Here is a 24,862-nt window from a genome sequence, read left to right as displayed (position 1 = left end):
CTTGAGACTATCGTCGAACCGCACACACTTCCCCGTCTCGTCGCAGCGACCAACCGCCGCGTCACTTGCCTCCTACCCTACACGGTGATGATCGCAAGCAACAGAATCACACACTTGTCATACGGTGAGACAATTGCGTTCTCACGCAACTAAACTATAGGACCGGGCATGTTCTTGATAGAAAAGCTGCGTGCGGAAAGCGCGCATGGTGCTTGACCGGATCGATCGGCGGATCCTCGCACTGCTCCAGGAAGATGGCCGGATGACCAACGTTGACCTGGCGGAGAAGGTCGGGCTGACCGCCCCGCCATGCCTTCGTCGGGTGCGATCGCTGGAACAGGCGGGGGTGATCCGCGGCTATCACGCCAATTGCGAACCCGCGTTGCTCGGCTTCCCGATCACCGTCTTCGCGATGGTCAGTTTGCGCAGCCAGGCCGAACACGACCTGGCAGCCTTCGAACGGCACGTGGCGGGCATTCCCGAGGTACGCGAATGCCACATGCTGAACGGGGAGATCGACTTCATCCTGAAGATCGTCGCCTCGGACCTGGAATCCTTCCAGCGCATCCTGACGACGCATCTCACCGCGGCCCCCAACGTCGCCAGCGTGAAATCCTCGCTCACGATCCGCACGGCAAAGGCGCAGCCGGGCGTACCGATCGTGATCGAGGATGAGGTGGAGTAGCGCCCGACGCCAGCGAACCCACGCTTTCACCGGACCACACACGCAACAAAAAAGGGGCGGCCTCGGCCGCCCCTTTCCATATGGTCAATCCGCGCGGATCAGGCCGTCGGCGGGTTGTCCAGGTAGACCGACCACAGCGACGCAATGTCGGTGCGCGGCGCGGTCTTCACCTCGGCGAAGGCGGCCTTGGCGCCAGCCTTGTCGCCCGAGTTGGCGAGCGCGATGCCGATGTGGGTGTTCACCACGTCCGCGTCGACGCCACCCTTCTGCAGCGCGACGCGATACAGTTCGATCGCCTTGGCATAGTTGCCCATGCCCAGGTACGCGTCACCCGTGTTCAGCGCGATGCGGCCGTTGGCGCCCGCCTTGGCCTTTGCTTCGACCGGCGCGAGCGACCCTTCGCTGGCGATCGCCTGGTTGGCGACTCGCATCAGGTCGTTGGCCGACTGGCTGTTCGCCGGGATCTTGCCCGATGCCTTGCCTTCGTCGAGCACTGCCTTGGTCTCGTGCGGCAGGCCCAGGTCATAGGTCCACTGCGCATAGGTCTCATAGTCATACTGGTCGGCCAGCGCCTTGGCCGAACGCATCAGGCGATACAGGTCGACCTTCTGCCCCTTGTCCAGCGTGACCGCGCTCTGCTGCGTCATGCCATAGGTGACGATGCCGTCACGCCAGTTCTTGGCGCTCGGGTAAGCGACGACCCACTTCTTGATCCAGTTTGCCGTCTGCGGGCCCATGCGCTTCTTGTTGGTCTGCGCGATGGCATATTTGTACAGGTCCTCGCTCGGCTTCTGGCCGGCCGCGACCTGCGCGTCGATTGCCTTCTCCAGCTCCGCGGCGCCGCCGGCCACGTCGCCCGAATCCATCTTCAGCTTGACCATCTGCAGCGGCAGGTTGGGATCATTGTAGCCAAGCTGCTGCGCGCGCTGGAAATAGTTGATCGCGCCGGCATTGTCCTTGGCGTTCGCCGCCATGATGCCGAGCTGGTAATTGTACTTCGCCACGTCGACCGCCGGGGTCTTCGGGTTGGCGATCAGCGCTTCGAGCGGCGCCTTCAGGCCCGCTTCGTTGACCTGCTGGTTGGCGGCACGTGCGTCCTGGATCTTCACGGCCTCGCTCTGCAGCTGCAGCGCGGCGACGATATAGCGATCATCGTCGCTCTTCGCGGCAGCCTGCGCAGTGCTCAGCGCGGTCGCGGCGGCGGCAAAGTCCTTCGCGCCGATCGCGGTCTGCGCGGCGGCGGCGGCATTCTGCACGTCCTTGCTGAGCTTCAGCGACGGGCCGCCACCCTTCTGCTCATTCTTCTTCTGAGCGACGGCCGGGGTCGACACGGCAACGCCCGCTACACCGGCCATAAGCGCCGCCGCAAAGGCGACGCGGGAAATGCTCTTCATGAAAACTGCTCTCCTTTGAGGCGTGAACACTTGAATAGACGCTTAGTGCCCTCTCGTCGCTCCATCAAGAAAGCGCGCTGAACGGACATTGAACGTAATGATTTGCACGCCTAGCCGTTTCTTCATGAAAACGGCAATCATTGGCGCAAGCGGCGGCATCGGACGGGCGCTCGCAGACGCGCTGGAAGAAGAAGGCGCGGTCGTCCGCCGCTTTGCCCGGCCCGAGCTGGACCTGCTCGACGAGGCGACGGTTGCCGCTGCCGCCGCCGCGGCCGGCGCCCCAGAACTGGTGATCGTCGCCACCGGCATCCTGCACGATGGCGATGACGGCCCGGAAAAGTCGATCGCCGCGCTCGATCCCGCGTGGCTTGCGCGCCAATATGCGATCAACACCATTGGCCCCGCGCTGGTCGCCAAGCACTTCCTGCCGGTCATGCCAAAACAGGGGCGTTCGGTGCTCGCCTTCCTCTCGGCGCGGGTCGGCAGCATCTCGGACAATCGGCTGGGCGGCTGGTACGGCTATCGCGCCAGCAAGGCCGCGCTGAACCAGCTCATCCGCACGCTTGGGATCGAGGACAAGCGCCGCAACGACCGCGGCATCGTCGTTGGCCTCCACCCCGGCACCGTCGACACCCGGCTGTCCAAACCGTTCCAGCAGGCCGGACGCGACCTGTTCAAGCCGGATCGCGCGGCGGTGCAGTTGCTCGACGTGATCGACGGGCTGAAGCCGCAGGACAGCGGCCGGCTGTTCGCCTGGGACGGCGCGGAGATCGCGCCCTGACCGCATTCCGACGCGGCCTTTGCACCACCCCTGCGCGCCCGTACGCGCGCGTGACATTTCTGTTGCGCCGGCCTAGAGCGGGGGCACCAGAATTCCTAACCCGAAAGTAGCGTTTTGACCGACGAGACCGTCCTCGCCGACCCTTCGGATATCGCGCCGATCTCCATCGTCGAGGAAATGAAGACCAGCTACCTCGATTACGCGATGAGCGTGATCGTGGCACGCGCGCTCCCCGACGTTCGCGACGGGTTGAAGCCGGTGCACCGGCGCATCCTCTATTCGGCGAACGAAAGCGGCTTCACCTACAACCGGCCGTACCGCAAATCGGCCCGCATCGTCGGTGACGTGATCGGTAAATACCACCCGCACGGCGATACTGCGATCTATGACGCCTTGGCGCGCATGACGCAGGACTGGTCGATGCGCGCGCCGCTGATCGACGGCCAGGGCAACTTCGGCTCGATGGATCCCGATCCGCCCGCCGCGATGCGTTACACCGAGGCGCGCCTGTCGCGTGTCGCGGATTACCTGCTCGACGATCTCGACAAGGACACGGTCGATTTCCAGCCGAACTATGACGGCTCGGAAAGCGAACCCTCGGTTCTCCCGGCGCGGTTCCCCAACCTGCTCGTCAACGGCGCTGGCGGCATCGCGGTCGGCATGGCGACCAACATCCCGCCGCACAATCTGGGCGAAGTCGTCGACGCCTGCCTTGCCTATCTCGATCGCGCGATCAGCGGCGGAGAGCCGCTGACGACCGAGGAACTGATGGAGATCGTGCCCGGGCCGGATTTCCCGACCGGCGCCGTCATCCTCGGCCGCGCCGGCGCGCGCAGCGCCTATGAGACGGGCCGCGGCTCGATCATCGTCCGCTCGCGCTATGTCATCGAGGAAGGGCGCGGCGAGCGCCGCTCGATCGTCCTCACCGAGATTCCCTACCAGCAGGGCAAGAACGCGCTGGTCGAAAAGATCGCCGAGGCCGCGAAGGACAAGCGGATCGAGGGGATTGGCGACGTCCGCGACGAATCGAACCGCGACGGTGTTCGCGTCGTCATCGAACTGAAGCGCGATGCCACGCCCGAGGTGGTGCTGAACCAGCTGTGGCGTCACACGCCGGCACAGGGCAGCTTCCCCGCCAACATGCTTGCGATCCGCGGCGGCCGGCCGGAGATGCTGCCGCTGCGCGAGATTATCGCCGCCTTCATCCAGTTCCGCGAGCAGGTCATTACCCGCCGCTCGAAGTTCGAACTGGCGAAGGCGCGCGATCGGGCGCACATCTTGCTCGGCCTCGTCATTGCCGTGACGAACCTCGACGAGGTCGTCCGGATGATCCGCGGCTCTTCTTCGCCGGCAGAGGCGCGCGCTGCCCTGATGGCGCGCGACTGGCCGATTGCGGAGATCGCCGGCTACATCAAGCTGGTCGAGGCGGTCGAGACGGAGATCACCGGCGACACCTATCGCCTGTCGGAAATTCAGGTCCGCGCGATCCTCGACCTGCGCCTGCACCGTCTCACCGCGCTCGGCCGTGACGAGATCGGCGACGAGCTCAAGACGCTGGCCGAATCGATCGCCGAGCTGCTCGCGATCCTGGCCGACCGCGTGAAGCTCTATGCGGTGATGCGCGAGGAACTGACCGAAGTTCGCGCGCTCTTCGCCACCCCGCGCCGCACCGAAATCGCCGCTGCCGCCGACGGCATCGATGACGAGGATCTGATCGAGCGCGAGGACATGGTCGTCACCGTGACCATGCAGGGCTATATCAAGCGTACCCCGCTTGAGGCGTTCCGCGCCCAGGCGCGCGGCGGCAAGGGCCGCAGCGGCATGGCGACCAAGGACGAGGATGCCGTCACCAGCCTGTTCGTCACCTCGACGCACACGCCGGTATTGTTCTTCTCCACGCTCGGCCGCGTCTATCGCATGAAGGTGTGGCGCCTGCCCGAGGGCAGCGCAAACACCCGCGGCCGCCCGATGATCAACCTCCTGCCGCTGCAGCCGGGCGAGACGATCTCCACCGTCCTGCCGCTGCCGGAGGACGAGGCGGAATGGGGCAAGCTCCACGTCATGTTCGCAACGGCGCGCGGCAGCGTGCGCCGCAACGCGATGGACGCCTTCACCAACGTGCCCTCAAACGGCAAGATCGCGATGAAGTTCGAAGGCGACGACATCGACGATCGCCTGATCGGCGTCGCGCTGCTGGAGGAGAATGACGACGTCCTCCTCGCCACCCGTCAGGGCAAGGCGATCCGCTTCCCGGGCAGCGACGTTCGCGAATTCCAGAGCCGCAACTCCACCGGCGTGCGCGGCATGCGCCTCGCGCCCGGCGACGAGGTGATCTCGCTGTCGATCCTGCACCGCACCGGCGCCACGCAGGAGGAGCGAGAGGAATATCTGCGCTTCGCCCCCTGGAAGGCGACGGAGCGTGAGGGCGAGCCGCAGATCCCGATGGACCGGTTCGAATTCCTGCGCGCGCACGAACAGTTCATCCTCACCGTCTGCGCGAATGGCTATGGCAAGCTGTCCTCGGCGTTCGAATATCGCCGCACCGGTCGCGGTGGTCAGGGCATCACCAACATCGACAATATCGGTCGCAACGGCCCGGTCGTCGCCAGCTTCCCGGCGAGCAAGAACGACCAGCTGATGCTCGTCACCGATCAGGCCAAGCTGATCCGCATGCCGCTCGCCAGCCTGCGCGTGATCGGCCGCAACTCGGCCGGCGTGCGCCTGTTCAACGTCAGCGACAACGAACATGTCGTCGGCTGTGCGCGGATCGATGAGGAGCCGGAGCCCGAAAATGCCGCCGAGGAAGCGGTCGCGGCGGAACTCTCGCCGCCTGAAATCGCTCCCGATACCGGCGCGACGGTCGGCGATGATGCCGCCGCCGGCCCGGAGGATGGCCAGTGACAGACCCGACGGCAGCTCAGATCACGACCGCGTACAAGGTGCTGACTGCCGACCAGATGGCGGCGCTGGAGCATGAGGGCTCCTTCGCCGGCGCGCCGGTGGACCTGGCGGATGGCTACATCCACCTCTCCACCGCCGCGCAGCTGACCGAGACGGTGGACAAGCATTTCGCTGGCCAGCACGACCTGCACATTGCCGCCGTCGATCTCGAGGCGCTTGGCGACAAGATCCGCTGGGAGGAGAGCCGCGGCGGGCAGCTCTTCCCCCACCTCTACGCCCCGATGACGCTCGACACGGTCGTCGCCTACAGCCCGATGGAGCGCGATCACGACGGCGCGGTGCGCCTGCCCGTCACGGGCTGAGCGCCGCACCGATCACCCTGCTCTCGCGCCGGTTCAGGCGTACAAGTCGACCACCTTCTCGCCCCCACCCTCTTCCTGCAACAGGAGGGTGCGGTGGCAGTGGCAGGGATCACGCTCGTAACACAGCAGCGCGCTCGGCTTTTCCGCCGCCAGCGCCCGCATCTGCGCTGCCGCGGCCTGCGCCTCGGGCAGCGCCAGCTGATCGTCATAGACCTCGCGCAGCGTCGCGACGTCGCCCTTCTTGGCCGCGTCGCGCCCGCGCTTTGGCGTCCCCAGCGCCTTCAGATGGACATAGTCGATCCCGGCCGCCTGCAGCGATGCCGCCAGCGTCGACTTGGAAAAACCGGGCCGGCGCGACAGCGGCAGGGCACGCACGTCGATCACCCGCTCCACCCCCGCCTTGTGCAGGGCGGCGATGAACTCATCCATCGTCACCCCTTCATAACCGATGGTGAAGATGGTCATGCGCGCTCCTCTGATGCGCGGACGGTGCCGCTCAGGAACTGTGGTCGGCGATGATCCGCCAGCCGTCCTTGCGCCGTTCGAACAACAAGGTGGTGAGGCCGGTCTGCGCCGTGCCGCTCGCCGGGGTCAGCGTCCATCGCGCCACCAGCAGCATGTGGACGTTGCTGATCGTCCGCCACGCGGCGGGCTGAAACGACAGCCGCCCACGCGCATTGCCGCCCTCGGCAAAACTGCCCGCGTAGCGCTTGGCGATTGCGGCCTTGCCCCGCACCATGTCCTTGCCGGAGGAATAGACGGCATCATCGGCATAGACCGACATGAACCGATCGAGCGAGCTGCTGTTCCACCCGGCCGCGCTGGCGGCCAGTTCCGTTTCGATCGCTGCCTGCGGACTGGCGGTTGCCGCGGCGGCGGCGACAGCCTGCGCGATGGCGAATGCGACGATGGTCATATGCTCTCCCCTCCGATCAGCCGCGCAAGCGTCATTTCGTCGACCGGCCCCGCCCGCAGAAATCCCTGATAGAGGTCGCAGCCTTCGGAGGCGAGCAGGTCGCGTTCGGCGACGCTCTCCACCCCCTCGGCAATCGTGCGCAGCCCCAGCCCGGCGGCGATTGCGATCACGCCGCTGACCACCACCCGCGCGCGCGGCCCGCCCATGATGTCCTGCGTGATGCTGCGATCGATCTTCAGGTAATCGAGCGGCAGCGCCTTCAGGTACGCAAGGCTCGAATAGCCGGTACCGAAATCGTCGATCGCCACCTTCAGCCCCGCGCCGCGAAGCTGCTGCAACCGCTCCGCCGCGAGCGGCAGGTCGGTCACCATGCCGCTTTCGGTCACCTCCACCGTCACGCGCTGCGGCGCAATGCCGGCCTGATCGACCATTGCCATGAAATGCGCGGCGAAATCGGCACGCGCGAGATCGGTTGCGGTGACGTTGACCGCCACGCGCAGCTCGGCCAGCGCCCCGCTCCACGCTCCCGCGCGGCGCAGCGCCAGCGACTGGATATGCTCGGACAGTGGCAGGCCCAGCCCGGCACGCGCCGCGGCGGCAAACAGCGTGCTCGCGCCCAATACCCCGTGCCGCGGATGCTCCCAGCGTGCCAGCGCCTCCACCCCGACGATCCGGTCGCTGGCAATCTCCACCTGCGGCTGGAACAGGATGTCGATCTCGCCGCGGTCCATCGCACGATGCAGGTCGGCCGCCAGGTCGATCCCGTTGCCCGCCAGCGGCTGCCCGGCGATCCGCACGGCCGCCCCCTCGCCCGTCGACGCCAGCGCCAGCGCGTCGCGGGCACGCCGCACGAGTGATGCGACCGATTCCCCCGGCCAGCGATGCGCCAGCCCGATCCGCACGCCGACGCTTGCTTCCTCCTCGCCCAGGGAAAAACGCCGCCCCAGCGCAATCTCCATCGCCGCGATACGTGCTGACGTCCCCGCGGCATCCTCACGCAGCGCGATGATGAACCCTGCGCCATTGTCACGCTCGATCACCGCCGCCGCTGGCAGCGTCAGGGCGATCCGGGCGCCGGCTTGGCGAAGCAGGCTGTCACCGGCCGCGCGGCCATAAGCGACGTTGACCGTGTCGAATCGGGTGATGGAGATGACTGCGACGGCGACCGGCTCGTCCGTTGGCAGCGTCTCGACGAACCGCTCGACGCCGCCCTCGCCCGGCTCGCCCGCGCGGCGGAACTGCCCGGCACCCCGCAGACGGCGGGCATGCCGCGCCGCCAGCCGCAAGGTAACGCACAGCACGTCGGGGGCCGCACCCGCCAAGCAGACATGCGTCGCGCCCGCCTCATACGCCGCCGCCGCATTCTCTTCACGCGCCAGCAACACGACCAGCGCGGCCCGTGCGCGGGCTGCGGCCACCCCTTCTGCCGCCACTGCTTCAGGCCCGGCTGCCGCACAGATCACCCGCACATCGGCGGTATCGCCGCCGGCCTGCCACCCCAGCGATCGAACAAGATCGGTCAGCGGCTCGCAACCGCTGCCCAGCGCCACTTCGGTCATATCGCCCGTTTTTGTGCTCACCATTGCGGCCGTATGGGGCGCCGCGCGTTGCAGCAACCATGCACCAGCCCTTGTTCCCCCGCCCAACAGTCCTTAGCTGTTCCGATATGGGAGAAATGCCGGCCGCCACCGCGTTGATCGACGGCTTTGGCCGGTCGATCCGCTACCTGCGCATTTCGGTGACGGATCGCTGCGATCTCCGCTGCCGCTATTGCATGGCGGAGAAGATGACCTTCCTGCCGCGCAATCGGCTGCTGGCGCTCGAGGAAATCGCCGTCATCGCCGAACGCTTCATCGCCTTTGGCGTGCGCAAGATCCGCCTCTCCGGCGGGGAGCCGCTGGTGCGCCGCGACGTGGTGGAACTGGCGCATCGGCTCGGCGGCCATGTCGACCGCGGCCTCGACGAACTCACCATGACGACCAACGCGACGCGGCTGGCTGAACATGCCGAGGCGCTGGTCGCCGCCGGGATGCGCCGCGTCAACGTCAGCCTCGACAGCCGCGATCCGGCGCTGTTCCGGCATATCACGCGCCACGGAGACGTCGCGCAGGTGCTCGACGGGATCGCCGCCGGTCACCGCGCCGGGCTCGCGATCAAGATCAACATGGTCGCGCTGAAGGGGCTGAACGAGGATGAGATCGCCCCTATGCTCGAATGGTGCATGGCGCAGGGCCATGATCTGACGCTCATCGAAACCATGCCGCTCGGCGCGATTGATGAGGATCGCACTGACCGGTTCCTGCCGCTGACGGCCGTGTTCGATCGCTTGTCGAGCCGCTTCGCGCTGACCCGCGACACCAATGGCACCGGCGGGCCTGCCCGCTACTGGCGTGTCGACGGCACGGCGACCCGGCTGGGGCTGATCTCCCCGCTCACCGCCAATTTCTGTGACGGGTGCAACCGCGTGCGGTTGACGACGGAGGGCCGACTCTATTCATGCCTGGGGCATGAGGATCAGGTGGATCTCAAACATGCCTTGCGCACCGGGGGCGTCGCCGCGCTCGACGATGCCATCCGGCTCGGAATCGCAGGCAAGCCCGCGCGGCACGATTTCCGTATCGAACGCGGGGCAGCGCCCGCCGTGGCGCGGCATATGAGCGTGACCGGCGGATGACGCTTTACCCCCGGCGGGCTTTGCTCGCCTCGCCGACCGCGTCAGCCCAGGCGGCGCGGGCCGCGCTCGCCGACGCGTGGGACTGGTGCCACATCGACGAAGCCGATCTGGTGATCGCGCTAGGCGGCGACGGCTTCATGCTGCAGGTACTCCACTCGCTGCTCGACGCGCGCCGCTCCAGCGTGCCGGTGTTCGGGATGAACCTCGGCACCGTCGGCTTCCTGATGAACGAATGGCGCCAGCACGATCTGGAGGAACGCCTCGCAAGCGCCCGCGCGGTGAAGGTGACGCCGCTCTTGATGACCGCGACCGGGGCGGACGGCCGCATCCACACCGTTCCCGCGATCAACGAAGTGTCGCTGCTGCGCGAAACCCGCCAGACGGCGAAGCTTGAGGTGTCGGTCAACGACCGCGTCGTGCTGGAGGAACTGGCCTGTGACGGCATCCTCGTCGCGACGCCGGCCGGCTCGACCGCCTACAACCTCTCCGCGCACGGTCCGATCCTGCCGCTCGGCTCCGCGCTGATCGCGCTCACCCCGATCAGCGCCTTTCGCCCGCGGCGCTGGCGCGGCGCGATCCTGCCTGACAAGACCCGAATCAAGTTGCGCGTGCTCGACCAGAACAAGCGCCCCGTCTCCGCCGTGGCCGACCAGCGCGAGATCCGCGAGGTTAGCGAGGTCGACATTGCGATCGATCGCGCACGCGAATTGACGCTGTTGTTCGACCCCGGCCACGCGCTGGATGACCGGATTACGATGGAACAGTTCATCGTCTGAGAAAAATCCGGCAATCGGGGGGTTGCAAGCCGCCAGAATCCGGCTAAAGACGCGCCTCCCGCAGCGTTCCCTGATAGCTCAGCGGTAGAGCTCTCGACTGTTAATCGAGCGGCCGTAGGTTCGAATCCTACTCAGGGAGCCAGCGGGGCCGGTCGCCCCGCATCATGCGCCAGCGATCCTTCCCACCATCATGTTGCTGCAACGGTCGCCGCCTTGTCCGGGCACGAACGTCGCAATTGGCGGGCCGCGAGCGTCGCACGTTCGATCATGCACCCGGCACCCGCCGCCAGCCTTGCTCACCCTGCCGTGAAGCTGCGCTCACTTGGTCTTCAGATAATTGGCCACCGCCCGGAACGCCGGCATCGACACCGGATCATTATAGGCGTTGCTTGCCCACGGCATCGAGGCGAAGCGCGCGATCACCATTTGCGCTTCGAAGTCGACGTAGATCGCCTGCCCATGCACGCCGCGCGCGGCTACGACCTTGCCGTCCCAGGGATAGATCCACCACAATCCGGTGTAGCTGCCGCCTTTCAGCGCCGGATAGGCATCGCCGAACTTCCTCGGGTCTCCGCCCCGGCGCAGCGCCTGCACCGCAGCGGCCGGGAACAGGCGATTGCCGTTGATCACCCCCTCGTTCATGACCAGCAGCCCCAGCCGCGCGATATCGCGCAGCCCTGCGCTGAGGCCGCCGCCGGCAAAGGGCACGCCATTGCCGTCCACCGTCATATAGGCGCTCTGCTCTGCCCCCATGGGGCGCCACAGCCGCTCGGACGCCAGGTCGGCGACCGAGCGGTTGCTCGCCCGCGTGACGATCCAGCCCACCATGTCCGCATTGGGCGTCTTGTAGTGGAACGCCTCGCCGTTGCGCCCCTCCGGCTTGATCTGCGCCAGATATTCCCAATAGCCGTTGGGGCCCTTGTAATCCGCCGGCTTGGGCAGCGGGCTGGCAGCCTCGGCATATTTCCACACGCCCGCGTTCGGATCGGTGTAATCCTCCGAATAATCGAGGCCCGTGGTCATGTTCATGACGTCGCGGACCGTGGCGGTACCGAACGCGCTGTTCTTCACTTCCGGCACATATTTGGTCACCGGTGCATTCGGATCGATCTTCCCTTCCGCGACCAGGATTTCGGCGAGCAGCCCGGTCAGCGACTTCGTCATCGACATCGCCGCATGGACGCCCTCGGCGGTCAGGCACCCGTTATATTGCTCGTAGATCACTTGCCCCCGGTGCATGATCAGCATGCCATCGGTGTAATTGGCCGCCAGCGATTGCTCCCATGTCATCGGCGTGTTCGAGTTGAGCGGGGTGAAGGTCAGCGCGTTGATCTCGCTGGTGCGCCGCCGCACCATCGGCGCTTCGGCATAGGCCAGCGGCACCGGGTCGCCGATCCCGCGACTGATGCGCACCGTCGGCAGGAACTGGCGCAGGTGGCACACTGACCAGCGCAGCTTCGGGAAGCTGAAATAGTCGGACTGCGGCTGCCGGATGATCTTGTCCGGCGGCGGCGGGAACCCCTGCATCCATCCCATCACTCGCGGGTCGGACGCCTGCGCCGACAGGGGCGGCGGCTGCGTGCTGCTGCTGCTGGCCTTGGTTCCCTCCTGCGCGCCCGCGCTGGAGATCGCCACCGCGGCGAGCGACGCCGAGCATACCGCCGCAAGCGCGGCGGCCTTAGTAATTGACCACGACATTGACGAACGCTCCTGACCAGATGGGGGGGCTTTTGTCGGGAAAGGCCGCCTTGATCCCGGCGCCGGGGAAGGACGCGCTCACACCCGCGGTGAGGAACACGTTCTGTGAAAAGACGTGGTTGTACTCGAGGAAGATATCGTCCGAGAGGTGCGGCTTGGTCACCCCGGCGATCAGGTTGAACCCGCTGGGCGTCGACACCAGCCGGGTTGCCTGGCCAAACTGGATCGGGCTCGCGAGCTTGTCCACGTTGATATAGGCATAGCGCAGCGTCAGCGCGTCCTTCTTGGACGGCTGCACCGCCAGCGCCAGTTCCAGCGCCCTCAGGTTGGAATTGATGAACACCATCGACGATTTGGAGCCAGTGGCCCAGGCACCCGGCGATCCCTCGTAATAGAGCGGGTCGAACCGCTCCAGCTTGGGCGTGGTGGGATCGTCGCCGGAGAATATCTTGAACGTATAGCTGAGCGTCGGCGTCCACGGCAGGTCAGCGAAATTATGGCCGATCTGCGCCCGCGCGGCCCAGGCGGACATGTTGATCCGGTTGTTCCATTCATAGGCCAGGTCGCCAGTGACGAACCAGTTGCGCACCGCCCCGCTGTGCCCGGTGGCGTTGAAATACAGGTTGATCGCATTCAGATGGTCGCGCCCGTCGGGGATGATCGTCGGCTCCCCCAGCCCGCCCGCCGCAGCGCGGATGTAGGGGGAGCTGGATCGCAGGACGTTGACGTAGGTGAAGCCGACGAAGTCGCCCTCGGGCGTATCATAGCGCACGTCACTGCCCGCCAGCTGGTTGTTGCCATCGTTGGAGGGAAGCTCATTGGGTTCGATGAAATAGCCGGTGATCGTCTGCCGGCCGTTCTTGACCCGCGCGATCGCCGCCTGCTTCCACGCCTTGCGCGGCCCGAATTTCAGCGCGCCGCGATCGAACCCGCTGGTGCCGCCATTGGCGATCAGCATGCCGCTGCCCAGCTGCAATTCCCGCGGCCCCAGCGACACGTCAAAGGTGGTCGGCTGGTTCGTCGTGCGAAAGCCGAGATATGCCTCTTCCAGCGTCACGGCGCCCTTGTTGCGCGCATCGAACGCGTCCGTGCCCCAGGTGCGCGATGCCACGCCGGACAGCTTGCCGTAAAAGACGTTGCCGTCGGCGAAGGTCTTGTCGAACCCGATGCCCGGTTTGACGTACCCCTCCAGCCACGTCTGGTCGGAATTGAACTTCGCGTCCGGCGCGTAGACCGACGCGAAGTCCCAGAACAGGTTCGTCTCGCTGACCAGGTTCAGCCCGCCCTGGAAGTACCAGCGCAGCTTCCACCCGTCCTTGTCGTACAGCGACGTGACATCATGCGCGGGCGCGTACCTGCTGGGCAGCTGGTCGGATTGCAGCGCCGAGGGGCCGCCTTCCGGAAGGCTCGACTGCCCCGCGCGGCGAATCTCATCTTCCGCCTGCGCGTCGGCGGGTCGCTCGGCGCGGACAGCGCAATCGGGACGACCACGGCAATCCTCCACCAGCTCGACGATGACGATCTGCGGCGCGCCCATGTCGGCGATCATCGCGCGCCCGTCCTCTCCGCCCGCGGGCGGTCCGTCGGCAGCGAAGCGGAAGTATGATCGAGAGCAGCCGGCGCCGGAAGCGATGAACTGATCCGATACGGTGAATACCCGGCCCACATGACGGAAAAGGATATGCCTATGCCCGATGCCGGACATTGGATGTTCTACGTAAATCGGCGTGCTCGCCGCCGTGCCCACAAACAAGAAAAGCGGGCGGACCCGGTCAGGTCCACCCGCTTCCCTGCCCGATCAATGACCGGATAGCTGCTGGTCAGGCGGCGTCGAAACGACGGCCGACTTCTTCCCAGTTCACCACGTCCCACCACGCCTTCAGATAGCCGGGGCGATCGTTCTTGTAGGTGAGGTAATAAGCGTGTTCCCACACGTCATTGCCCAGGATCGGCGTGCCCTTGTCCTTGGCATCGTCCATCAGCGGATTGTCCTGGTTCGGCGTCGACACGACCTTCAGCGCGCCGGACGAATCCTTGATGACCCACGCCCAGCCCGAGCCGAACTGCGCCGCGCCCTTGCCGTTGAAGTCTTCCTTCAGCTTGTCGAGGCCGCCATAGGCATCGATCGCATCCTTCAGCGCGCCGGTCGGCTGGCCGCTCTTGGACGGGCTGGTCATGATCTTCCAGAAGAAGTCGTGGTTCCAATAGCCACCGCCATTGTTGCGCACGAGCGGCGGCAACGACGAGATCATGCCGAGGATTTCCTCGATCGACTTGCCTTCCAGCTTCGGATCGGCGGCGACGCCCTCGTTCAGCTTGGCGGTATAGGCTGCGTGATGCTTGTCGTGGTGGTAGGTCATCGTCTCCTTGGAGATGACCGGCTCCAGCGCGTCATAGTCGTACGGCAGCGGCGGCAGTTCGAATGCCATGAAATTCCTCCTTCTGGGGTTCGCGCTATCGAACGCGACGCCACCCAAATGGCTCCCGCATGCTCGTTACGCAACCGCTCCGATTCAACGATCGCGCATCGCCGCTTGCAGTGGGCCTCAGCCGCCCGCCCCGATCAGGTCGTGGCGGCGCAACGCATGGCGCAGCTGGTCATAGGTCAGCCCCAGCGAATCAGCCGTCGCGCGCTGGTTGAACCGGTTCTCGGCCAACGCGCGCGACAGCAATTCGCGCTCGAACAAGGCGACGCGGCTCTTGAAGTCCGATGGGCCGACGTCGCACGCCGCCACCTCGTCCCCCTCGGTCATCGCGCCGGGCTGCTGTGACGGCTGCGACGCCATGGGCGGTGTCGGCATGGCGAGCATCGACGGTGCCGGCCGGGCGCCGCCATCGCCGCTTCCGGCGCCGGGCCGATAGGGCGACTGGAACGGATCGAACTCGATCGTCTCGATCGGCCCCTCGTGCATCCAGCGATAGACGGCGCGCTCCACCACGTTGCGCAATTCGCGCACATTGCCGGGCCAGCGATACTCGCGCAGCGCCTCCTGCGCCGCCGGGGCGAAGCCGGGCCACCGCTCCCACCCCATTTCCGCCGCCATGCGCCGTCCGAAATGGTCCGCCAGCACGATGATGTCGCTCTTGCGCGCACGCAGCGGCGGCAGCGTCACCACCTCGAAGGACAGACGGTCGAGCAGGTCGGCGCGAAACTCGTTGCGCTCCACCTTGTCGGGCAGATGTTCGTTGGTCGCCGCGACGATGCGCACGTCGACGCGGATCGGGCGCGACGCGCCGATGCGGGTCACTTCGCCATATTCCACCGCCCGCAGCAGCCGCTCCTGCGCCCCCATCGACAAGGTGCCGAGTTCGTCGAGAAACAAGGTACCGCCATCGGCCTCCTCGAACCGCCCGACTCGCGCCTTGGTCGCGCCGGTGAACGCGCCCGCCTCATGGCCGAACAATTCCGCCTCGATCAGCGTCTCGGGCAGCGCGGCGCAGTTCATGATGACCAGCGGCTGGTCCCACCGCCCGCTCAGGCGATGGAGCCGCTCGGCGACCAGCTCCTTGCCGGTGCCGCGCTCGCCGATGACCAGAACCGGCCGGTCAAGCGCCGCTGCACGGCTGGCGCGCTCCAGCGCGTCGAGGAACGCGCCCGACTGACCGATCACTTGAGTCGCCCGTTCGACCATGTCGCTCCACCCTGCCCCGCCCAAGCCTTGGCGCATTTTCCCAATGCTTGGCAATATGTGTTTGAGCGCAGCAAATCACGCGGGCGGCGGCATCCGGCTGGTGCCCACCAGATCTATATCGCTGTTTTTGCGCGTATTTTGGTCGTTGCGGGAAAAAGTTGAAGCTCGGCGAAACTGCGCCAAGTGAAATTGGCACGTCCCCTGCAAAGCACTTCGGCATACCCGCAACGTCGGGTCTGACAGATCAGGTAGGGAGATACACCATGACCAACTTCGCTTCGCTCGGCCGCACTCTCGCCGCCATCGCCTGCACCATCGTCTTCAGCACCACCATGGTGGTCGGCGCGGTCGGGCCGGCACAGGCGGGCTCGGCCGCTACCCCCCTCGTTCGCGTGATCGCGTGAACGGCGCCGCCGGGGCGGGTCTTTCCCTCGCTTCGCCCCGGCGGCAAGCCTATAAAAGGGCATCACCAGGAGTTTCGTTGATGGGCATCTTTTCCCGTACCCGCGACATCGTCGCCGCCAATATGGCGGAACTGCTCGAGAAGGCAGAAGACCCGGCCAAGATGATCCGCATGATCATCCTGGAGATGGAGGAGACGCTGGTCGAGGTGCGTGCGTCGGCGGCACGGACGATCGCCGATATCAAGGAGATGCGCCGCCACATGGCCAAGCTTTCCGATATCGAGTCGAACTGGACCGAAAAGGCGGAGCTTGCGCTGTCGAAGGATCGCGAGGACCTTGCCAAGGCGGCGCTGATTGAGCGCCAGAAGGCGTCCGACATGATCGAGCAGCTTCGCGCCGAGGTTGCCGTCCTCGACGACACGCTCCGCTCCTCCGAGGAAGACATCGCCAAGCTGCAGAACAAGCTGCGCGAGGCGCGGACCCGGCAGAACAACATCGCCACCCGGCTGGAAAGCGCCAACAACCGCTCCCGCCTGCGCGAAATGTGGAACGGGCCGCGCACGCACGATGCCTTCAGCCGGTTCGAGATGCTCGAACGCAAGGTCGATGAGGCGGAGGGCCGCGCCGATGCGATGGGCCTGGGCGCGCTGCCCAAGAGCCTCGACGAGGAAATCGCCGAGCTCAAGGCCTCGGACAAGATCGACGCCGAACTCGCCGCGCTCAAGGCGCGCCTGAAGAAGGACAATTGATGATGGAAGAGGTGCTCGTACCGGTTTTCGTCGTGGGCATGCTCTTCATCGGGCTGCCCTGGCTGATCATGCACTATGTCACCAAGTGGAAGCAGTCGCCCGGCGGCATGACCACCGAGGATGAGGCGCTGCTCGACGAACTCCACTCGCTGGCGAAGCGGCTCGAGGATCGGGTGAATACGGTGGAGCGCATCGTCGCTGCCGACAATCCCGATTTCCGCCCCGGCATCGCCGACTACCGCTCTGAACCCGACTACCGGCTCGAAGACCGGAACCTGCGGAGGAACTGATGGCCGACAACAGCCGCACCAAATTTTACCTCAACCGGCAGGAACGCAAGTGGAAGGGCGTGTGCGCCGGGATCGCCGACTATACCGGAATCGAGGTTCTGTGGGTCCGCATCGGGCTGATCCTGCTCACCCTCGCCGGGGGCTTCCCCTGGACGCTGATCGCCTATCTGCTGATCGGTTGGATGGCGAGCGACCGGCCTGCGAACCTCTACGGATCGCCGGAGGATGCGAAATTCTGGCAGGGCGTGCGCTCGAACCCGAAGCGCACCACGGCGGAGGTCCGCTCCAAGTTCCGCGAGCTGGACCGTCGCCTCGCCGACATCGAGACGCACTACACCAGCCGCAACACCCAGCTCGCCGAAGAGATCGAGCGCCTGCGCTGATTGCCGCGCCAATATGAAAGGGAGAGGCCATGACCGCCGCCGAAAAGATCCAGCTCTTCTCCGCCCTTGCCCCCGTGATCGCCACGGTCGGTGTCGCCGCCATGCTCGGCTGGGTCGCGACGACCTGGATGCGCATCCGCAACGGCTATCCGCTCGACGGCCAATGGGGTCAGGCGCTCTATCCCAAGCGCGACGATGAAACGATCGAGCGGGTGAAGCTGCTGACGCAGGAAAACGGCCAGCTTCGCGCCGAACTCGGCTCGATGAAGGATCGCCTGCAGAACGTCGAACGGATCGTCACCGACAGCGGCCACCTGCTCAGCCAGGAGATCGAGCAGCTGCGCGACCGCGCCAACTGAGGATCGGGACCATGGAAAAGTACAGCTTTGTTCTACTGTTCTTCATGATCGTGGTGGGGCTGCCGGTGATCCTCGGCGTGGGCGGGGACTCCTTCCGCCGCTGGCTTCGGCACAAGGAGAAAATGGCCGAGGCGCTCAATGCCCAGACCGCGGAGAAGGCGGCGCAATATGCCGCCCATACCGAACGGCTGGAACAGCGGGTGCGCGTGCTGGAACGGATCGTCACCGACCGCGGCGTGGTCCTGGCCGACGAGATCGAGCAGCTGCGCGAGACGCCGCCGCGCATCGAACGTCCCAACTGAACAAGAAAATATCCCCTCTTCAAGGAGTTGATCGATGCCATGGTCTGTCGCCTTCATGGTCATCGCGATCGTGTTGATCACGGCCGTTACCCGGATGCAGCGCGAGAAGTACCGCGGGCTGCGAGACGCCGATGATCATGCGTTACCCGCCGACGCGATCGCCAGCCGCGAGGAAATCCGCCAGCTCAAGGAGCGGATCGCGGTCCTGGAACGCGTCATCACCGACAATCACGGCAGCGCCGATCTGAGCCGTCAGATCGAAGAGCTGCGCGACCGCTGAGTTCGAGGAGGAGCAACGTCATGCCTGACCCCGGCTTCTATATGATCATGGCAACCGCTGCGCTCGCCGGCCTTGCCATGCTGGTTTCGGCCGGCCTCGCCGGCTGGCGCGGCTGGCTGCGGCTGAAGGAGCAGCAATTGCGCCAGGAGGCCGATGCCCGCGCGCCCCATGCGGCGACCAGCGCCCGCATCGAGATTGCCGACCTGCGCGAACGCATCCGCAAGCTGGAGGCGATCGCCGCCGGGGTGGACCTTTGATCCACCCCCTCTGCCCGGCGCGGGCGTGACCCGCCCGGTTGCCGCTGTTCCGGCAAGCCGCTAGTCCCCGCGCGATGTCAGACGCCGCGCCCGAACTTGCCGATCTTCGCGATGAATATGAATTCCTCGATGCCGACGATCGCTATCGCCTGCTGATCGATCTCGGCCGCGCGCTCGAGCCGATGCCCGATGCGCTGAAGACCGATGCGACCTTGGTGCGCGGCTGCTCCGCCGCGGTGTGGGTCTATCCCACCCGCAACGACGACGGCACGCTGCACTTCCTCGCCGACAGCAACGCCGCGATCACCAAGGGGATCATCGCGCTGGTGCTGAAGACCGTGCAGGACGCGACACCGCAGGCGATCGCCGCCACCGATATCGAGGGCGCGCTGGCCCCGTTCGATCTGCGCAACCAGCTCAGCTCCAACCGGACGCAGGGCATTCCCAACATGATCGCGCTGATCCGCGAAACCGCCGCGCGCTACCTCTAGGATCATCGACGGTTCGCCGCCCTCCGCGCGTCGCGAAGGGCGGCGCGCCGGTTCAGGCCGCCTCGGCCTTGTAGGCCGGATAATCGATATAGCCCTCGGGGCCCTTCGAATACCACGTCTTGGGGTTGTCCTGCGCCAGCGGCAGGCCCTCACGCAGCCGGTCAACCAGATCAGGGTTACCGATGAACGCGCGGCCGAAGGCGATCGCATCGGCCAGCCCCGAATCCAGATCGGCCTGCGCCTTCTCCAGCGTGTAATCCTGGTTCAGCACCAGCGGGCGAGTGAACACCTTGCGGATTTGCGGGCTCAGCTTGGGCACGCTCGACGCGCCAAAGGTGCCGTCAGGCGATTGCTCGCGCAGCTCAAGGAACGCGATGCCCAGCTCGTCGAGCACCTTGGCCGCCGGGATGAAGACCGCTTCGGGGTTGCTGTCGTCGGCACCCTGCGTCTCGCCATTGGGCGACAGCCGGATCGACGTCCGCTCCGCGCCCGCGGCCGCGATCACCGCCTGCACCGCTTCCTTCATGAACCGGATGCGGTTTTCCGGCGAGCCGCCGTAATCATCATCGCGAAGGTTGGTGTTGTCGCGCAGGAACTGGTCGATCAGATAGCCATTGGCGCCGTGCAGCTGAACGCCGTCGAACCCGGCCTTCAGCGCGTTGCGCGCGGCCTGGGCATATTGCTCGATCGCTTCCTTGATCTCGTCCAGCGTGGCGGCACGCGCTTCGCCATAAGGGTTCTTTTCCGGGATCGGATAGGGCGCACGGGTGGCGGACGCCGACAGCGGCTGCAGCTTGTTCACGTCGGGACGCGCCAGCCGGCCCTGGTGCCACAATTGCGCGACGATCTTGCCGCCCTCCTTGTGCACCGCCTCGGTGATCGGCTTCCACGCCTCGACCTGCGCGTCGTTCCAGATGCCCGGCGCATTGGGCCAGCCCAGGCCCTGCGGGCTGATTCCGGTCGCTTCGGAGATGATCACCCCGGCGCCGGCGCGCTGGCGATAATATTCGATCATCATCTCGGTCGGCACGTGGTTGGCGTCGGCGCGGGTGCGCGTCAGCGGCGCCATCAGCACGCGATTGGCGGCGCGGATCGCCCCAAGTTCGATCGGGTCAAACAAGCTCGGCATTCAATCTCCCTTCCGTTTCATTTTGCCACGGGACTCCCCCGATCTAGGGGGTTAGGGGGCAACATGCACGAGGGTCCGACCACAAGAAAAGCTGTATCGCGCGAAAGCGGCAACGCGGTCGCATTTGCCGCACTGATGGTGGGCAACGTGGCGCTCGCCTTCGGTCCGTGGTTCGTCCGGCTGACTGATGTCGGCCCGGTGGCCGCGGCCTTCTGGCGAATCAGCCTGGCGACTCCGGTGCTCCTCGTGCTGGCGGCGGCCACTGGCGGCCGGCTGCTCTCCAGCGTCCGTGGGCTCGGCTGGATATTGATCGGCTCGGGCGTGTTGTTCGCCGGCGATCTCGCGGCCTGGCACCTCGGAATCCATCATACGAAGCTTGCGAACGCGACCCTGTTCGGCAACGCGGCGACCTTTGTGTTTCCGCTCTACGGCTTCCTCGTCGCCCGTGCCTGGCCCACGCGGACGCAGGGGCTGGCGCTGGCCCTCGCCGCGATCGGCGCCGCCTTGCTGATGGGCCGCTCCTATCAGCTTGCGCCGCAGAACTTCATTGGTGACCTCCTCTGCCTGCTCGCCGGCCTTCTCTACGCCGGCTATTTCATCCTCATGTCGCGCGCGCGGCAGACCATGGCCCCCCTCCCCGCGCTGGGCTTCTCCTCGGCGGCAGCGATCCTGCCGCTGCTCGTGTCGGCGTTGGTGCTGGGCGAAAAGATCATGCCGGCGAACTGGACCCCGCTGATCTCGCTCGCGTTGCTCAGCCAGGTGCTTGGTCAGGGCTTGATGATCTATGCGCTCGGCCGGCTCAGCCCGCTGGTCATCGGCCTCGCACTGCTCACCCAGCCGATCGTCGCGGCCCTGGTCGGCTGGCTTTATTATGGCGAGACGCTGGGCGTCGCCGATTTCGTCGGTGCCGCACTCGTGGCGATCGCGCTGGTGCTGGTGCGCATCGCGCCGCCCCGACCCCTGCCCTTGCCTCCCGTGTCCGGCGCCTGAGCGCATGCGTCGCACAAGAGAATGGTACCCCGCGGCCGATTGCGGCGTATAAGCATTGCATGACTGATCCCGCAGACCTCACCCTCGACGAGATCCGCCTGCGTCTCGCGCCTGCCATCGCGGAAAATGCGGCCTTTGACGGCTGGTCGGACACCGCGCGTGATTATGCCGCGGATGGCGAGAACATCGATCGCGATGTCGCCGCGCTCGCCTTTGAGGGCGGCCCGGTGGCGATGATCGACGCATGGTTCGAAACGATCGATCTGGACATGCTCGCCGCTTTGCCGCCGGAAACGCTCGCCGCGATGAAGATCCGCCAGCGCATCACCGCGCTGGTCGAGGCGCGCCTTGCCGCCACCGCTCCCCATCGGGAGGCGCTGCGCCGCGCGCTCGCGATCCTCGCCATGCCGCAGAACCTCGCCACCGCCACCCGCCTCGGCTGGCGCAGCGTCGACGCCATGTGGCGCGCCGCCGGCGACAAGGCGACCGACTATAATCATTATACCAAGCGCGGGATGCTGCTGGCGGTCTACGGCGCCACCATCACCGTCTTCCTCGATGACGACAGCGAGGATTATGCCGAGACACGCGCCTTCCTCGGCCGCCGGATCGACGGCATCATGCGCTTCGAAAAGGCGAAGGCCGGCATCGTCCGCCGCGCCCGCCACCGGCCCAGCCTCAGCCGCTTCGTCGGCCGCCTGCGCTACCCGGTGGTCTGACTCGCCAGCCCGGCCCTGCGCCTGTTCGCGGGCGCATCCGGGTTCGACCGCAGCCGCTATCGGAATTGATAATCGTTCGCATCTCCGATACAGCGGCGCCGTGCTTGCTTCCTCTCCCCTCCCGCTCGAATCGCTCCCTGTTCGCCGTCCGGCAACGGTAACCGCCATTGCCTGGGACCGGCTCGCCACGCCCGAGGCGCGCCGCCTGCGCGAATTCGGCTTTGAGGAGGGCGTCCATGTCGAGGTGATGCACCGCGCGACATTGTTCCGCGGCCCCGTCGCCTGCCGCATCGGCCGCATGACCGTGGCCCTGCGGCGCAACGTCGCCGCCGCCATCACGGTGACGGCCGACTGACATGAGCAATCTTCCGCTGATCGCGCTCGTCGGCAATCCCAATGCCGGCAAATCCGCCCTGTTCAACGCGCTGACCGGCGCCCGGCAGAAAGTCGGCAACTACCCCGGCGTCACCGTGGAGCGGCACTCCGGCCGCTTGGCACTCGACGACGGCCGCCCGATCGAGCTCGTCGACCTTCCCGGCACTTACAGCCTCGATCCTTCCTCGCCTGACGAACAGGTCACCCGCGACGTATTGTTCGGCAAGCAGGCGGGGGAGCGTCGCCCCGACGCGCTGATCGTCGTGGTCGATGCCGCCAATCTCGATCTTCACCTGCGCTTTGCGTTGCAACTGATCGCGCTCGGCCTGCCGGTGGTGATCGCGCTCAACATGGTCGACCTGGCCGAGCGTGATGGCCTCACCCTTTCCGCAGAGGCGCTGGCGACGGAGCTGGGCGTACCCGTCATCCCGACGGTGGCGGTGCGCAAGCGCGGCCTCGACACGCTGCGCGCCGCGCTCACCCAGATGGTGGACGGCGGCGCTTCCGCCGACCGTCCCGCCGCGCCGCGCGATCTCACCGCCGATCAACCGATCGCAACCTTCCAGCGCCGCGCACGCGAACTCTCCCGCCTCGCCACGGTCAGCGAGACGCCCACCCGCCGCTGGAACCATGCGCTCGATTCGATCGCGCTCCACCCGGTGTTCGGCCCGATCCTGCTGCTCGCGCTCATGTTCGTCATGTTCCAGGCGGTGTTCAGCTGGTCGGAAGCGCCGATCGGCTGGATCGAGGATGGCATGGCCTGGCTCGACGGGGTTGTCCGCGCCGGCGTGCCGGAAGGGTTGTTCCAGTCGCTGCTCACCGACGGCCTCATCGCCGGCGTCGGCGCGGTCGTCGTCTTCCTGCCGCAGATCCTGATCCTGTTCGCCTTCATCCTCGTGCTGGAGGCATCGGGCTACATGGTCCGCGCAGCCTTCCTGATGGATCGGCTGATGGCCGGCGTCGGCCTGTCGGGGCGCGCGTTCATCCCCCTGCTCTCCAGCTTCGCGTGTGCCGTCCCCGGCATCATGGCGACCCGAACGATCAGCGATGAAAAGGACCGACTGACCACCATCCTCATCGCGCCCCTGATGACCTGTTCGGCGCGCCTGCCGGTGTACACGATCATCATCGGCGCCTTCATCCCCAACTCTCAGGTGCTGCCTGGCGTCGGCCTGCAGGGGCTGGTGCTGCTCGGCCTCTATATCGCGGGCATCCTCGGCGCGTTCGTCGCCGCGCTGGTGCTTCGCCGGACGGTGACGAGCGGCGAGTCCTCCGGTTTCATGATGGAGATGCCGAAATATCAGGTACCGCGCCTCAGCGACATCGCGATCGGCCTGTGGAGCCGCGCGATGCTCTTCCTGAAGCGCGCCGGCACGATCATCGCCGCCACCACCGTTATCCTGTGGCTGCTGCTCAGCTTCCCCAAGGCGCCCGACGGGCAGAGCCAGGTCGATTATTCGATCGCCGGCCGCATCGCCTCGGGGATCGAGGTCGTGGTCAAGCCGATCGGCTTCAATCACGAAATCGCGCTGGCGCTCATCCCCGCGATGGCCGCACGCGAAGTGGCGGTCGCCGCGATCGGCACCGTCTATGCGGTCGATGATCCGGAGGATGCGGAAGGGGCGCGGACGATCGTCGAGAACCTCCAGCGCCGCTGGTCGCTGCCGACCGCGCTCGCCTTCCTGATGTGGTTCGTCTTCGCGCCGCAATGCGTGTCCACCATCGCGATCACCCGACGCGAGACAAATGGGTGGAAGTGGCCGCTGTTCATGGTTGGCTATCTGTTCGCCGCCGCTTACATCATGGCCGGAATCACATACTGGCTCGCGGTCGCCGCGGGTCTCTGAGGAACTTCATGGCAGGCAGCGTCAACAAGGTCATTCTCGTCGGCAACCTCGGTCGCGATCCCGAGTCGCGCTCGTTCCAGAACGGCGGCAAGGTGGTGAACCTGCGCATCGCGACCAGCGAAAGCTGGAAGGATCGCAACACCGGCGAGCGCAAGGAAAAGACCGAATGGCATTCGGTGGCGATCTTCAACGAAGGTCTCGCCAACGTCGCCGAACGCTTCCTGCGCAAGGGGTCGAAGGTCTACATCGAGGGCCAGTTGCAGACCCGCAAGTGGCAGGACCAGCAGGGCCAGGACCGCTACTCGACCGAAATCGTGCTGCAGGGCTTCAACAGCGTGCTGACCATGCTCGACGGACCCGGCGGCAATGCCGGCGGCGGCGGCGGTGGCCCGCGTGATGACTTCGGCGGCGGCGATGATTTCGGTGGTGGCGGCTTCGGCGGCGGTCGTGGCGGCGGCGGCGGCGGCG

The 24,862-nt window shown here is 66.3% G+C and carries 29 protein-coding genes and 1 tRNA gene; 21 read left to right on the top strand and 9 right to left on the bottom strand.

Translation table 11 applies throughout. The annotated features are described in order from the left end of the window. The first annotated feature begins 205 nt into the window (after positions 1-205). Positions 206-685: an Lrp/AsnC family transcriptional regulator gene (locus tag XM50_RS08285; protein WP_046408844.1), complete on the top strand. Its 480-nt coding sequence runs from the start codon at positions 206-208 to the stop codon at positions 683-685. Positions 686-783: 98 nt separating this feature from the next. Here the strand turns inward: XM50_RS08285 and XM50_RS08280 are convergent, their stop codons facing one another. Continuing rightward, positions 784-2,079 carry a tetratricopeptide repeat family protein gene (locus XM50_RS08280; protein WP_046408843.1) on the bottom strand — a complete coding sequence of 432 codons (1,296 nt, stop codon included), beginning with the start codon at positions 2,077-2,079 and terminating at the stop codon, positions 784-786. A 124-nt stretch (positions 2,080-2,203) separates the two neighbouring features. Here XM50_RS08280 and XM50_RS08275 point away from each other — a divergent pair, with 124 nt between their 5' ends. From XM50_RS08275 to XM50_RS08265, 3 genes are all read left to right on the top strand, one after another. After that, complete coding sequence (locus tag XM50_RS08275; protein ID WP_046408842.1) at positions 2,204-2,860, top strand: SDR family NAD(P)-dependent oxidoreductase; 657 nt, start codon at positions 2,204-2,206, stop codon at positions 2,858-2,860. 114 nt (positions 2,861-2,974) lie between these two features. Further along, the gene (gene gyrA / locus XM50_RS08270) at positions 2,975-5,761 is read left to right on the top strand and encodes a DNA gyrase subunit A (RefSeq protein WP_046408841.1); all 2,787 of its coding nucleotides are present in this window, start codon (positions 2,975-2,977) and stop codon (positions 5,759-5,761) included. Continuing rightward, complete coding sequence (locus tag XM50_RS08265) at positions 5,758-6,123, top strand: DUF952 domain-containing protein (protein ID WP_331386564.1); 366 nt, start codon at positions 5,758-5,760, stop codon at positions 6,121-6,123. Before gyrA ends, XM50_RS08265 begins: the two co-directional genes overlap by 4 nt. Before the next feature lie 33 nt (positions 6,124-6,156). Here XM50_RS08265 and XM50_RS08260 read toward each other — a convergent pair whose 3' ends face one another. Genes XM50_RS08260 through XM50_RS08250 form a run of 3 tightly spaced genes read right to left on the bottom strand, consistent with a single transcriptional unit; the run spans position 6,157 to position 8,598 of the window. Further along, entirely contained in the window at positions 6,157-6,588 is a 432-nt protein-coding gene (locus XM50_RS08260; protein ID WP_046408839.1) for a DUF488 domain-containing protein, read from the bottom strand. Positions 6,589-6,619: 31 nt separating this feature from the next. Next, positions 6,620-7,039, bottom strand: a complete 420-nt coding sequence (locus XM50_RS08255) for a YybH family protein (RefSeq protein WP_046408838.1) — start codon at positions 7,037-7,039, stop codon at positions 6,620-6,622. Continuing rightward, positions 7,036-8,598: a GGDEF domain-containing phosphodiesterase gene (locus XM50_RS08250; RefSeq protein WP_046408949.1), complete on the bottom strand. Its 1,563-nt coding sequence runs from the start codon at positions 8,596-8,598 to the stop codon at positions 7,036-7,038. The genes XM50_RS08255 and XM50_RS08250 overlap by 4 nt, the downstream gene beginning before the upstream one ends. A gap of 116 nt (positions 8,599-8,714) precedes the next feature. Here XM50_RS08250 and moaA point away from each other — a divergent pair, with 116 nt between their 5' ends. The 3 genes from moaA to XM50_RS08235 all read left to right on the top strand — a co-directional run bounded on the left by moaA (position 8,715) and on the right by XM50_RS08235 (position 10,631). Then, positions 8,715-9,713: a GTP 3',8-cyclase MoaA gene (moaA, locus tag XM50_RS08245; RefSeq protein ID WP_443024647.1), complete on the top strand. Its 999-nt coding sequence runs from the start codon at positions 8,715-8,717 to the stop codon at positions 9,711-9,713. Then, a complete protein-coding gene (locus tag XM50_RS08240; protein ID WP_046408834.1) occupies positions 9,710-10,489 on the top strand; it encodes an NAD kinase in 780 nt (259 codons plus the stop codon). Before moaA ends, XM50_RS08240 begins: the two co-directional genes overlap by 4 nt. A 67-nt stretch (positions 10,490-10,556) precedes the next feature. Next, positions 10,557-10,631, top strand: a tRNA-Asn gene (locus XM50_RS08235). 176 nt (positions 10,632-10,807) lie between these two features. Here the strand turns inward: XM50_RS08235 and XM50_RS08230 are convergent. The 4 genes from XM50_RS08230 to pspF all read right to left on the bottom strand — a co-directional run bounded on the left by XM50_RS08230 (position 10,808) and on the right by pspF (position 15,855). After that, positions 10,808-12,187, bottom strand: coding sequence for a serine hydrolase domain-containing protein (locus XM50_RS08230; RefSeq protein ID WP_082102878.1), 1,380 nt, complete (start codon positions 12,185-12,187; stop codon positions 10,808-10,810). Continuing rightward, complete coding sequence (locus XM50_RS08225) at positions 12,168-13,736, bottom strand: alginate export family protein (protein WP_197075466.1); 1,569 nt, start codon at positions 13,734-13,736, stop codon at positions 12,168-12,170. Before XM50_RS08225 ends, XM50_RS08230 begins: the two co-directional genes overlap by 20 nt. Positions 13,737-14,007: 271 nt before the next feature. After that, positions 14,008-14,616, bottom strand: coding sequence for a superoxide dismutase (locus tag XM50_RS08220; protein WP_046408833.1), 609 nt, complete (start codon positions 14,614-14,616; stop codon positions 14,008-14,010). Positions 14,617-14,733: 117 nt separating this feature from the next. Further along, the gene (gene pspF / locus XM50_RS08215; protein ID WP_231621903.1) at positions 14,734-15,855 is read right to left on the bottom strand and encodes a phage shock protein operon transcriptional activator; all 1,122 of its coding nucleotides are present in this window, start codon (positions 15,853-15,855) and stop codon (positions 14,734-14,736) included. Between the two features lie 227 nt (positions 15,856-16,082). On the opposite strand from pspF, the gene XM50_RS20490 reads away from it, so the two are divergent. The 9 genes from XM50_RS20490 to XM50_RS08175 all read left to right on the top strand — a co-directional run bounded on the left by XM50_RS20490 (position 16,083) and on the right by XM50_RS08175 (position 19,334). After that, positions 16,083-16,223 (top strand): hypothetical protein, encoded by a 141-nt coding sequence (locus XM50_RS20490; protein WP_164518968.1) that lies wholly within the window; start codon positions 16,083-16,085, stop codon positions 16,221-16,223. 80 nt (positions 16,224-16,303) lie between these two features. After that, complete coding sequence (pspA, locus tag XM50_RS08210; protein ID WP_046408830.1) at positions 16,304-16,972, top strand: phage shock protein PspA; 669 nt, start codon at positions 16,304-16,306, stop codon at positions 16,970-16,972. Between the two features lie 2 nt (positions 16,973-16,974). After that, the gene (pspB, locus tag XM50_RS08205) at positions 16,975-17,262 is read left to right on the top strand and encodes an envelope stress response membrane protein PspB (protein ID WP_046408829.1); all 288 of its coding nucleotides are present in this window, start codon (positions 16,975-16,977) and stop codon (positions 17,260-17,262) included. Beyond that, positions 17,262-17,645, top strand: a complete 384-nt coding sequence (gene pspC / locus XM50_RS08200; RefSeq protein ID WP_046408828.1) for an envelope stress response membrane protein PspC — start codon at positions 17,262-17,264, stop codon at positions 17,643-17,645. Before pspB ends, pspC begins: the two co-directional genes overlap by 1 nt. A 29-nt stretch (positions 17,646-17,674) precedes the next feature. Further along, a complete protein-coding gene (locus XM50_RS08195) occupies positions 17,675-18,004 on the top strand; it encodes a hypothetical protein (RefSeq protein ID WP_046408827.1) in 330 nt (109 codons plus the stop codon). Positions 18,005-18,015: 11 nt separating this feature from the next. Beyond that, positions 18,016-18,306 (top strand): hypothetical protein, encoded by a 291-nt coding sequence (locus XM50_RS08190; RefSeq protein ID WP_046408825.1) that lies wholly within the window; start codon positions 18,016-18,018, stop codon positions 18,304-18,306. A 55-nt stretch (positions 18,307-18,361) separates the two neighbouring features. Further along, positions 18,362-18,586, top strand: a complete 225-nt coding sequence (locus tag XM50_RS08185) for a hypothetical protein (protein ID WP_046408824.1) — start codon at positions 18,362-18,364, stop codon at positions 18,584-18,586. Between the two features lie 20 nt (positions 18,587-18,606). Further along, positions 18,607-18,843 (top strand): hypothetical protein, encoded by a 237-nt coding sequence (locus tag XM50_RS08180; protein WP_046408823.1) that lies wholly within the window; start codon positions 18,607-18,609, stop codon positions 18,841-18,843. A 74-nt stretch (positions 18,844-18,917) separates the two neighbouring features. Beyond that, positions 18,918-19,334 (top strand): SufE family protein, encoded by a 417-nt coding sequence (locus XM50_RS08175; protein WP_046408822.1) that lies wholly within the window; start codon positions 18,918-18,920, stop codon positions 19,332-19,334. A gap of 52 nt (positions 19,335-19,386) precedes the next feature. Here XM50_RS08175 and XM50_RS08170 read toward each other — a convergent pair whose 3' ends face one another. Further along, positions 19,387-20,463, bottom strand: a complete 1,077-nt coding sequence (locus tag XM50_RS08170) for an alkene reductase (RefSeq protein WP_046408821.1) — start codon at positions 20,461-20,463, stop codon at positions 19,387-19,389. Positions 20,464-20,526: 63 nt separating this feature from the next. Here XM50_RS08170 and XM50_RS08165 point away from each other — a divergent pair, with 63 nt between their 5' ends. The 5 genes from XM50_RS08165 to ssb form a co-directional block, all read left to right on the top strand. Then, the gene (locus tag XM50_RS08165) at positions 20,527-21,453 is read left to right on the top strand and encodes a DMT family transporter (RefSeq protein ID WP_046408820.1); all 927 of its coding nucleotides are present in this window, start codon (positions 20,527-20,529) and stop codon (positions 21,451-21,453) included. A 59-nt stretch (positions 21,454-21,512) separates the two neighbouring features. Next, a complete protein-coding gene (locus XM50_RS08160; RefSeq protein WP_046408819.1) occupies positions 21,513-22,172 on the top strand; it encodes a COQ9 family protein in 660 nt (219 codons plus the stop codon). A 100-nt stretch (positions 22,173-22,272) separates the two neighbouring features. Next, positions 22,273-22,527, top strand: a complete 255-nt coding sequence (locus XM50_RS08155) for a FeoA family protein (protein WP_046408818.1) — start codon at positions 22,273-22,275, stop codon at positions 22,525-22,527. 1 nt (position 22,528) lies between these two features. Beyond that, positions 22,529-24,394, top strand: coding sequence for a ferrous iron transporter B (gene feoB / locus XM50_RS08150; protein ID WP_197075464.1), 1,866 nt, complete (start codon positions 22,529-22,531; stop codon positions 24,392-24,394). Between the two features lie 8 nt (positions 24,395-24,402). Next, the coding region (gene ssb / locus XM50_RS08145) for a single-stranded DNA-binding protein (RefSeq protein WP_046408817.1) at positions 24,403-24,862 on the top strand (460 nt) is incomplete at its 3' end.

The sequence above is a fragment of the Sphingomonas sp. Ag1 genome, from assembly GCF_000980895.1.
GTDB lineage: Bacteria > Pseudomonadota > Alphaproteobacteria > Sphingomonadales > Sphingomonadaceae > Sphingomonas > Sphingomonas panaciterrae.
This window is presented reverse-complemented; position numbering and strand designations above follow the sequence as displayed.

What these genes read in the sequence shown, in the direction of transcription:
- XM50_RS08285 (WP_046408844.1), top strand. Translation starts at nt 206, where the DNA reads ATGGTGCTTGACCGGATCGATCGGCGGATCCTCGCACTGCTCCAGGAA.
- XM50_RS08280 (WP_046408843.1), bottom strand. Translation starts at nt 2,079, where the DNA reads ATGAAGAGCATTTCCCGCGTCGCCTTTGCGGCGGCGCTTATGGCCGGT.
- XM50_RS08275 (WP_046408842.1), top strand. Translation starts at nt 2,204, where the DNA reads ATGAAAACGGCAATCATTGGCGCAAGCGGCGGCATCGGACGGGCGCTC.
- XM50_RS08260 (WP_046408839.1), bottom strand. Translation starts at nt 6,588, where the DNA reads ATGACCATCTTCACCATCGGTTATGAAGGGGTGACGATGGATGAGTTC.
- XM50_RS08255 (WP_046408838.1), bottom strand. Translation starts at nt 7,039, where the DNA reads ATGACCATCGTCGCATTCGCCATCGCGCAGGCTGTCGCCGCCGCCGCG.
- XM50_RS08250 (WP_046408949.1), bottom strand. Translation starts at nt 8,598, where the DNA reads ATGACCGAAGTGGCGCTGGGCAGCGGTTGCGAGCCGCTGACCGATCTT.
- moaA (WP_443024647.1), top strand. Translation starts at nt 8,715, where the DNA reads ATGCCGGCCGCCACCGCGTTGATCGACGGCTTTGGCCGGTCGATCCGC.
- XM50_RS08240 (WP_046408834.1), top strand. Translation starts at nt 9,710, where the DNA reads ATGACGCTTTACCCCCGGCGGGCTTTGCTCGCCTCGCCGACCGCGTCA.
- XM50_RS08230 (WP_082102878.1), bottom strand. Translation starts at nt 12,187, where the DNA reads ATGTCGTGGTCAATTACTAAGGCCGCCGCGCTTGCGGCGGTATGCTCG.
- XM50_RS08225 (WP_197075466.1), bottom strand. Translation starts at nt 13,736, where the DNA reads ATGATCGCCGACATGGGCGCGCCGCAGATCGTCATCGTCGAGCTGGTG.
- XM50_RS08220 (WP_046408833.1), bottom strand. Translation starts at nt 14,616, where the DNA reads ATGGCATTCGAACTGCCGCCGCTGCCGTACGACTATGACGCGCTGGAG.
- pspF (WP_231621903.1), bottom strand. Translation starts at nt 15,855, where the DNA reads ATGCGCCAAGGCTTGGGCGGGGCAGGGTGGAGCGACATGGTCGAACGG.
- XM50_RS20490 (WP_164518968.1), top strand. Translation starts at nt 16,083, where the DNA reads ATGACCAACTTCGCTTCGCTCGGCCGCACTCTCGCCGCCATCGCCTGC.
- pspA (WP_046408830.1), top strand. Translation starts at nt 16,304, where the DNA reads ATGGGCATCTTTTCCCGTACCCGCGACATCGTCGCCGCCAATATGGCG.
- pspB (WP_046408829.1), top strand. Translation starts at nt 16,975, where the DNA reads ATGGAAGAGGTGCTCGTACCGGTTTTCGTCGTGGGCATGCTCTTCATC.
- pspC (WP_046408828.1), top strand. Translation starts at nt 17,262, where the DNA reads ATGGCCGACAACAGCCGCACCAAATTTTACCTCAACCGGCAGGAACGC.
- XM50_RS08195 (WP_046408827.1), top strand. Translation starts at nt 17,675, where the DNA reads ATGACCGCCGCCGAAAAGATCCAGCTCTTCTCCGCCCTTGCCCCCGTG.
- XM50_RS08190 (WP_046408825.1), top strand. Translation starts at nt 18,016, where the DNA reads ATGGAAAAGTACAGCTTTGTTCTACTGTTCTTCATGATCGTGGTGGGG.
- XM50_RS08185 (WP_046408824.1), top strand. Translation starts at nt 18,362, where the DNA reads ATGGTCATCGCGATCGTGTTGATCACGGCCGTTACCCGGATGCAGCGC.
- XM50_RS08180 (WP_046408823.1), top strand. Translation starts at nt 18,607, where the DNA reads ATGCCTGACCCCGGCTTCTATATGATCATGGCAACCGCTGCGCTCGCC.
- XM50_RS08175 (WP_046408822.1), top strand. Translation starts at nt 18,918, where the DNA reads ATGTCAGACGCCGCGCCCGAACTTGCCGATCTTCGCGATGAATATGAA.
- XM50_RS08170 (WP_046408821.1), bottom strand. Translation starts at nt 20,463, where the DNA reads ATGCCGAGCTTGTTTGACCCGATCGAACTTGGGGCGATCCGCGCCGCC.
- XM50_RS08165 (WP_046408820.1), top strand. Translation starts at nt 20,527, where the DNA reads ATGCACGAGGGTCCGACCACAAGAAAAGCTGTATCGCGCGAAAGCGGC.
- XM50_RS08160 (WP_046408819.1), top strand. Translation starts at nt 21,513, where the DNA reads ATGACTGATCCCGCAGACCTCACCCTCGACGAGATCCGCCTGCGTCTC.
- feoB (WP_197075464.1), top strand. Translation starts at nt 22,529, where the DNA reads ATGAGCAATCTTCCGCTGATCGCGCTCGTCGGCAATCCCAATGCCGGC.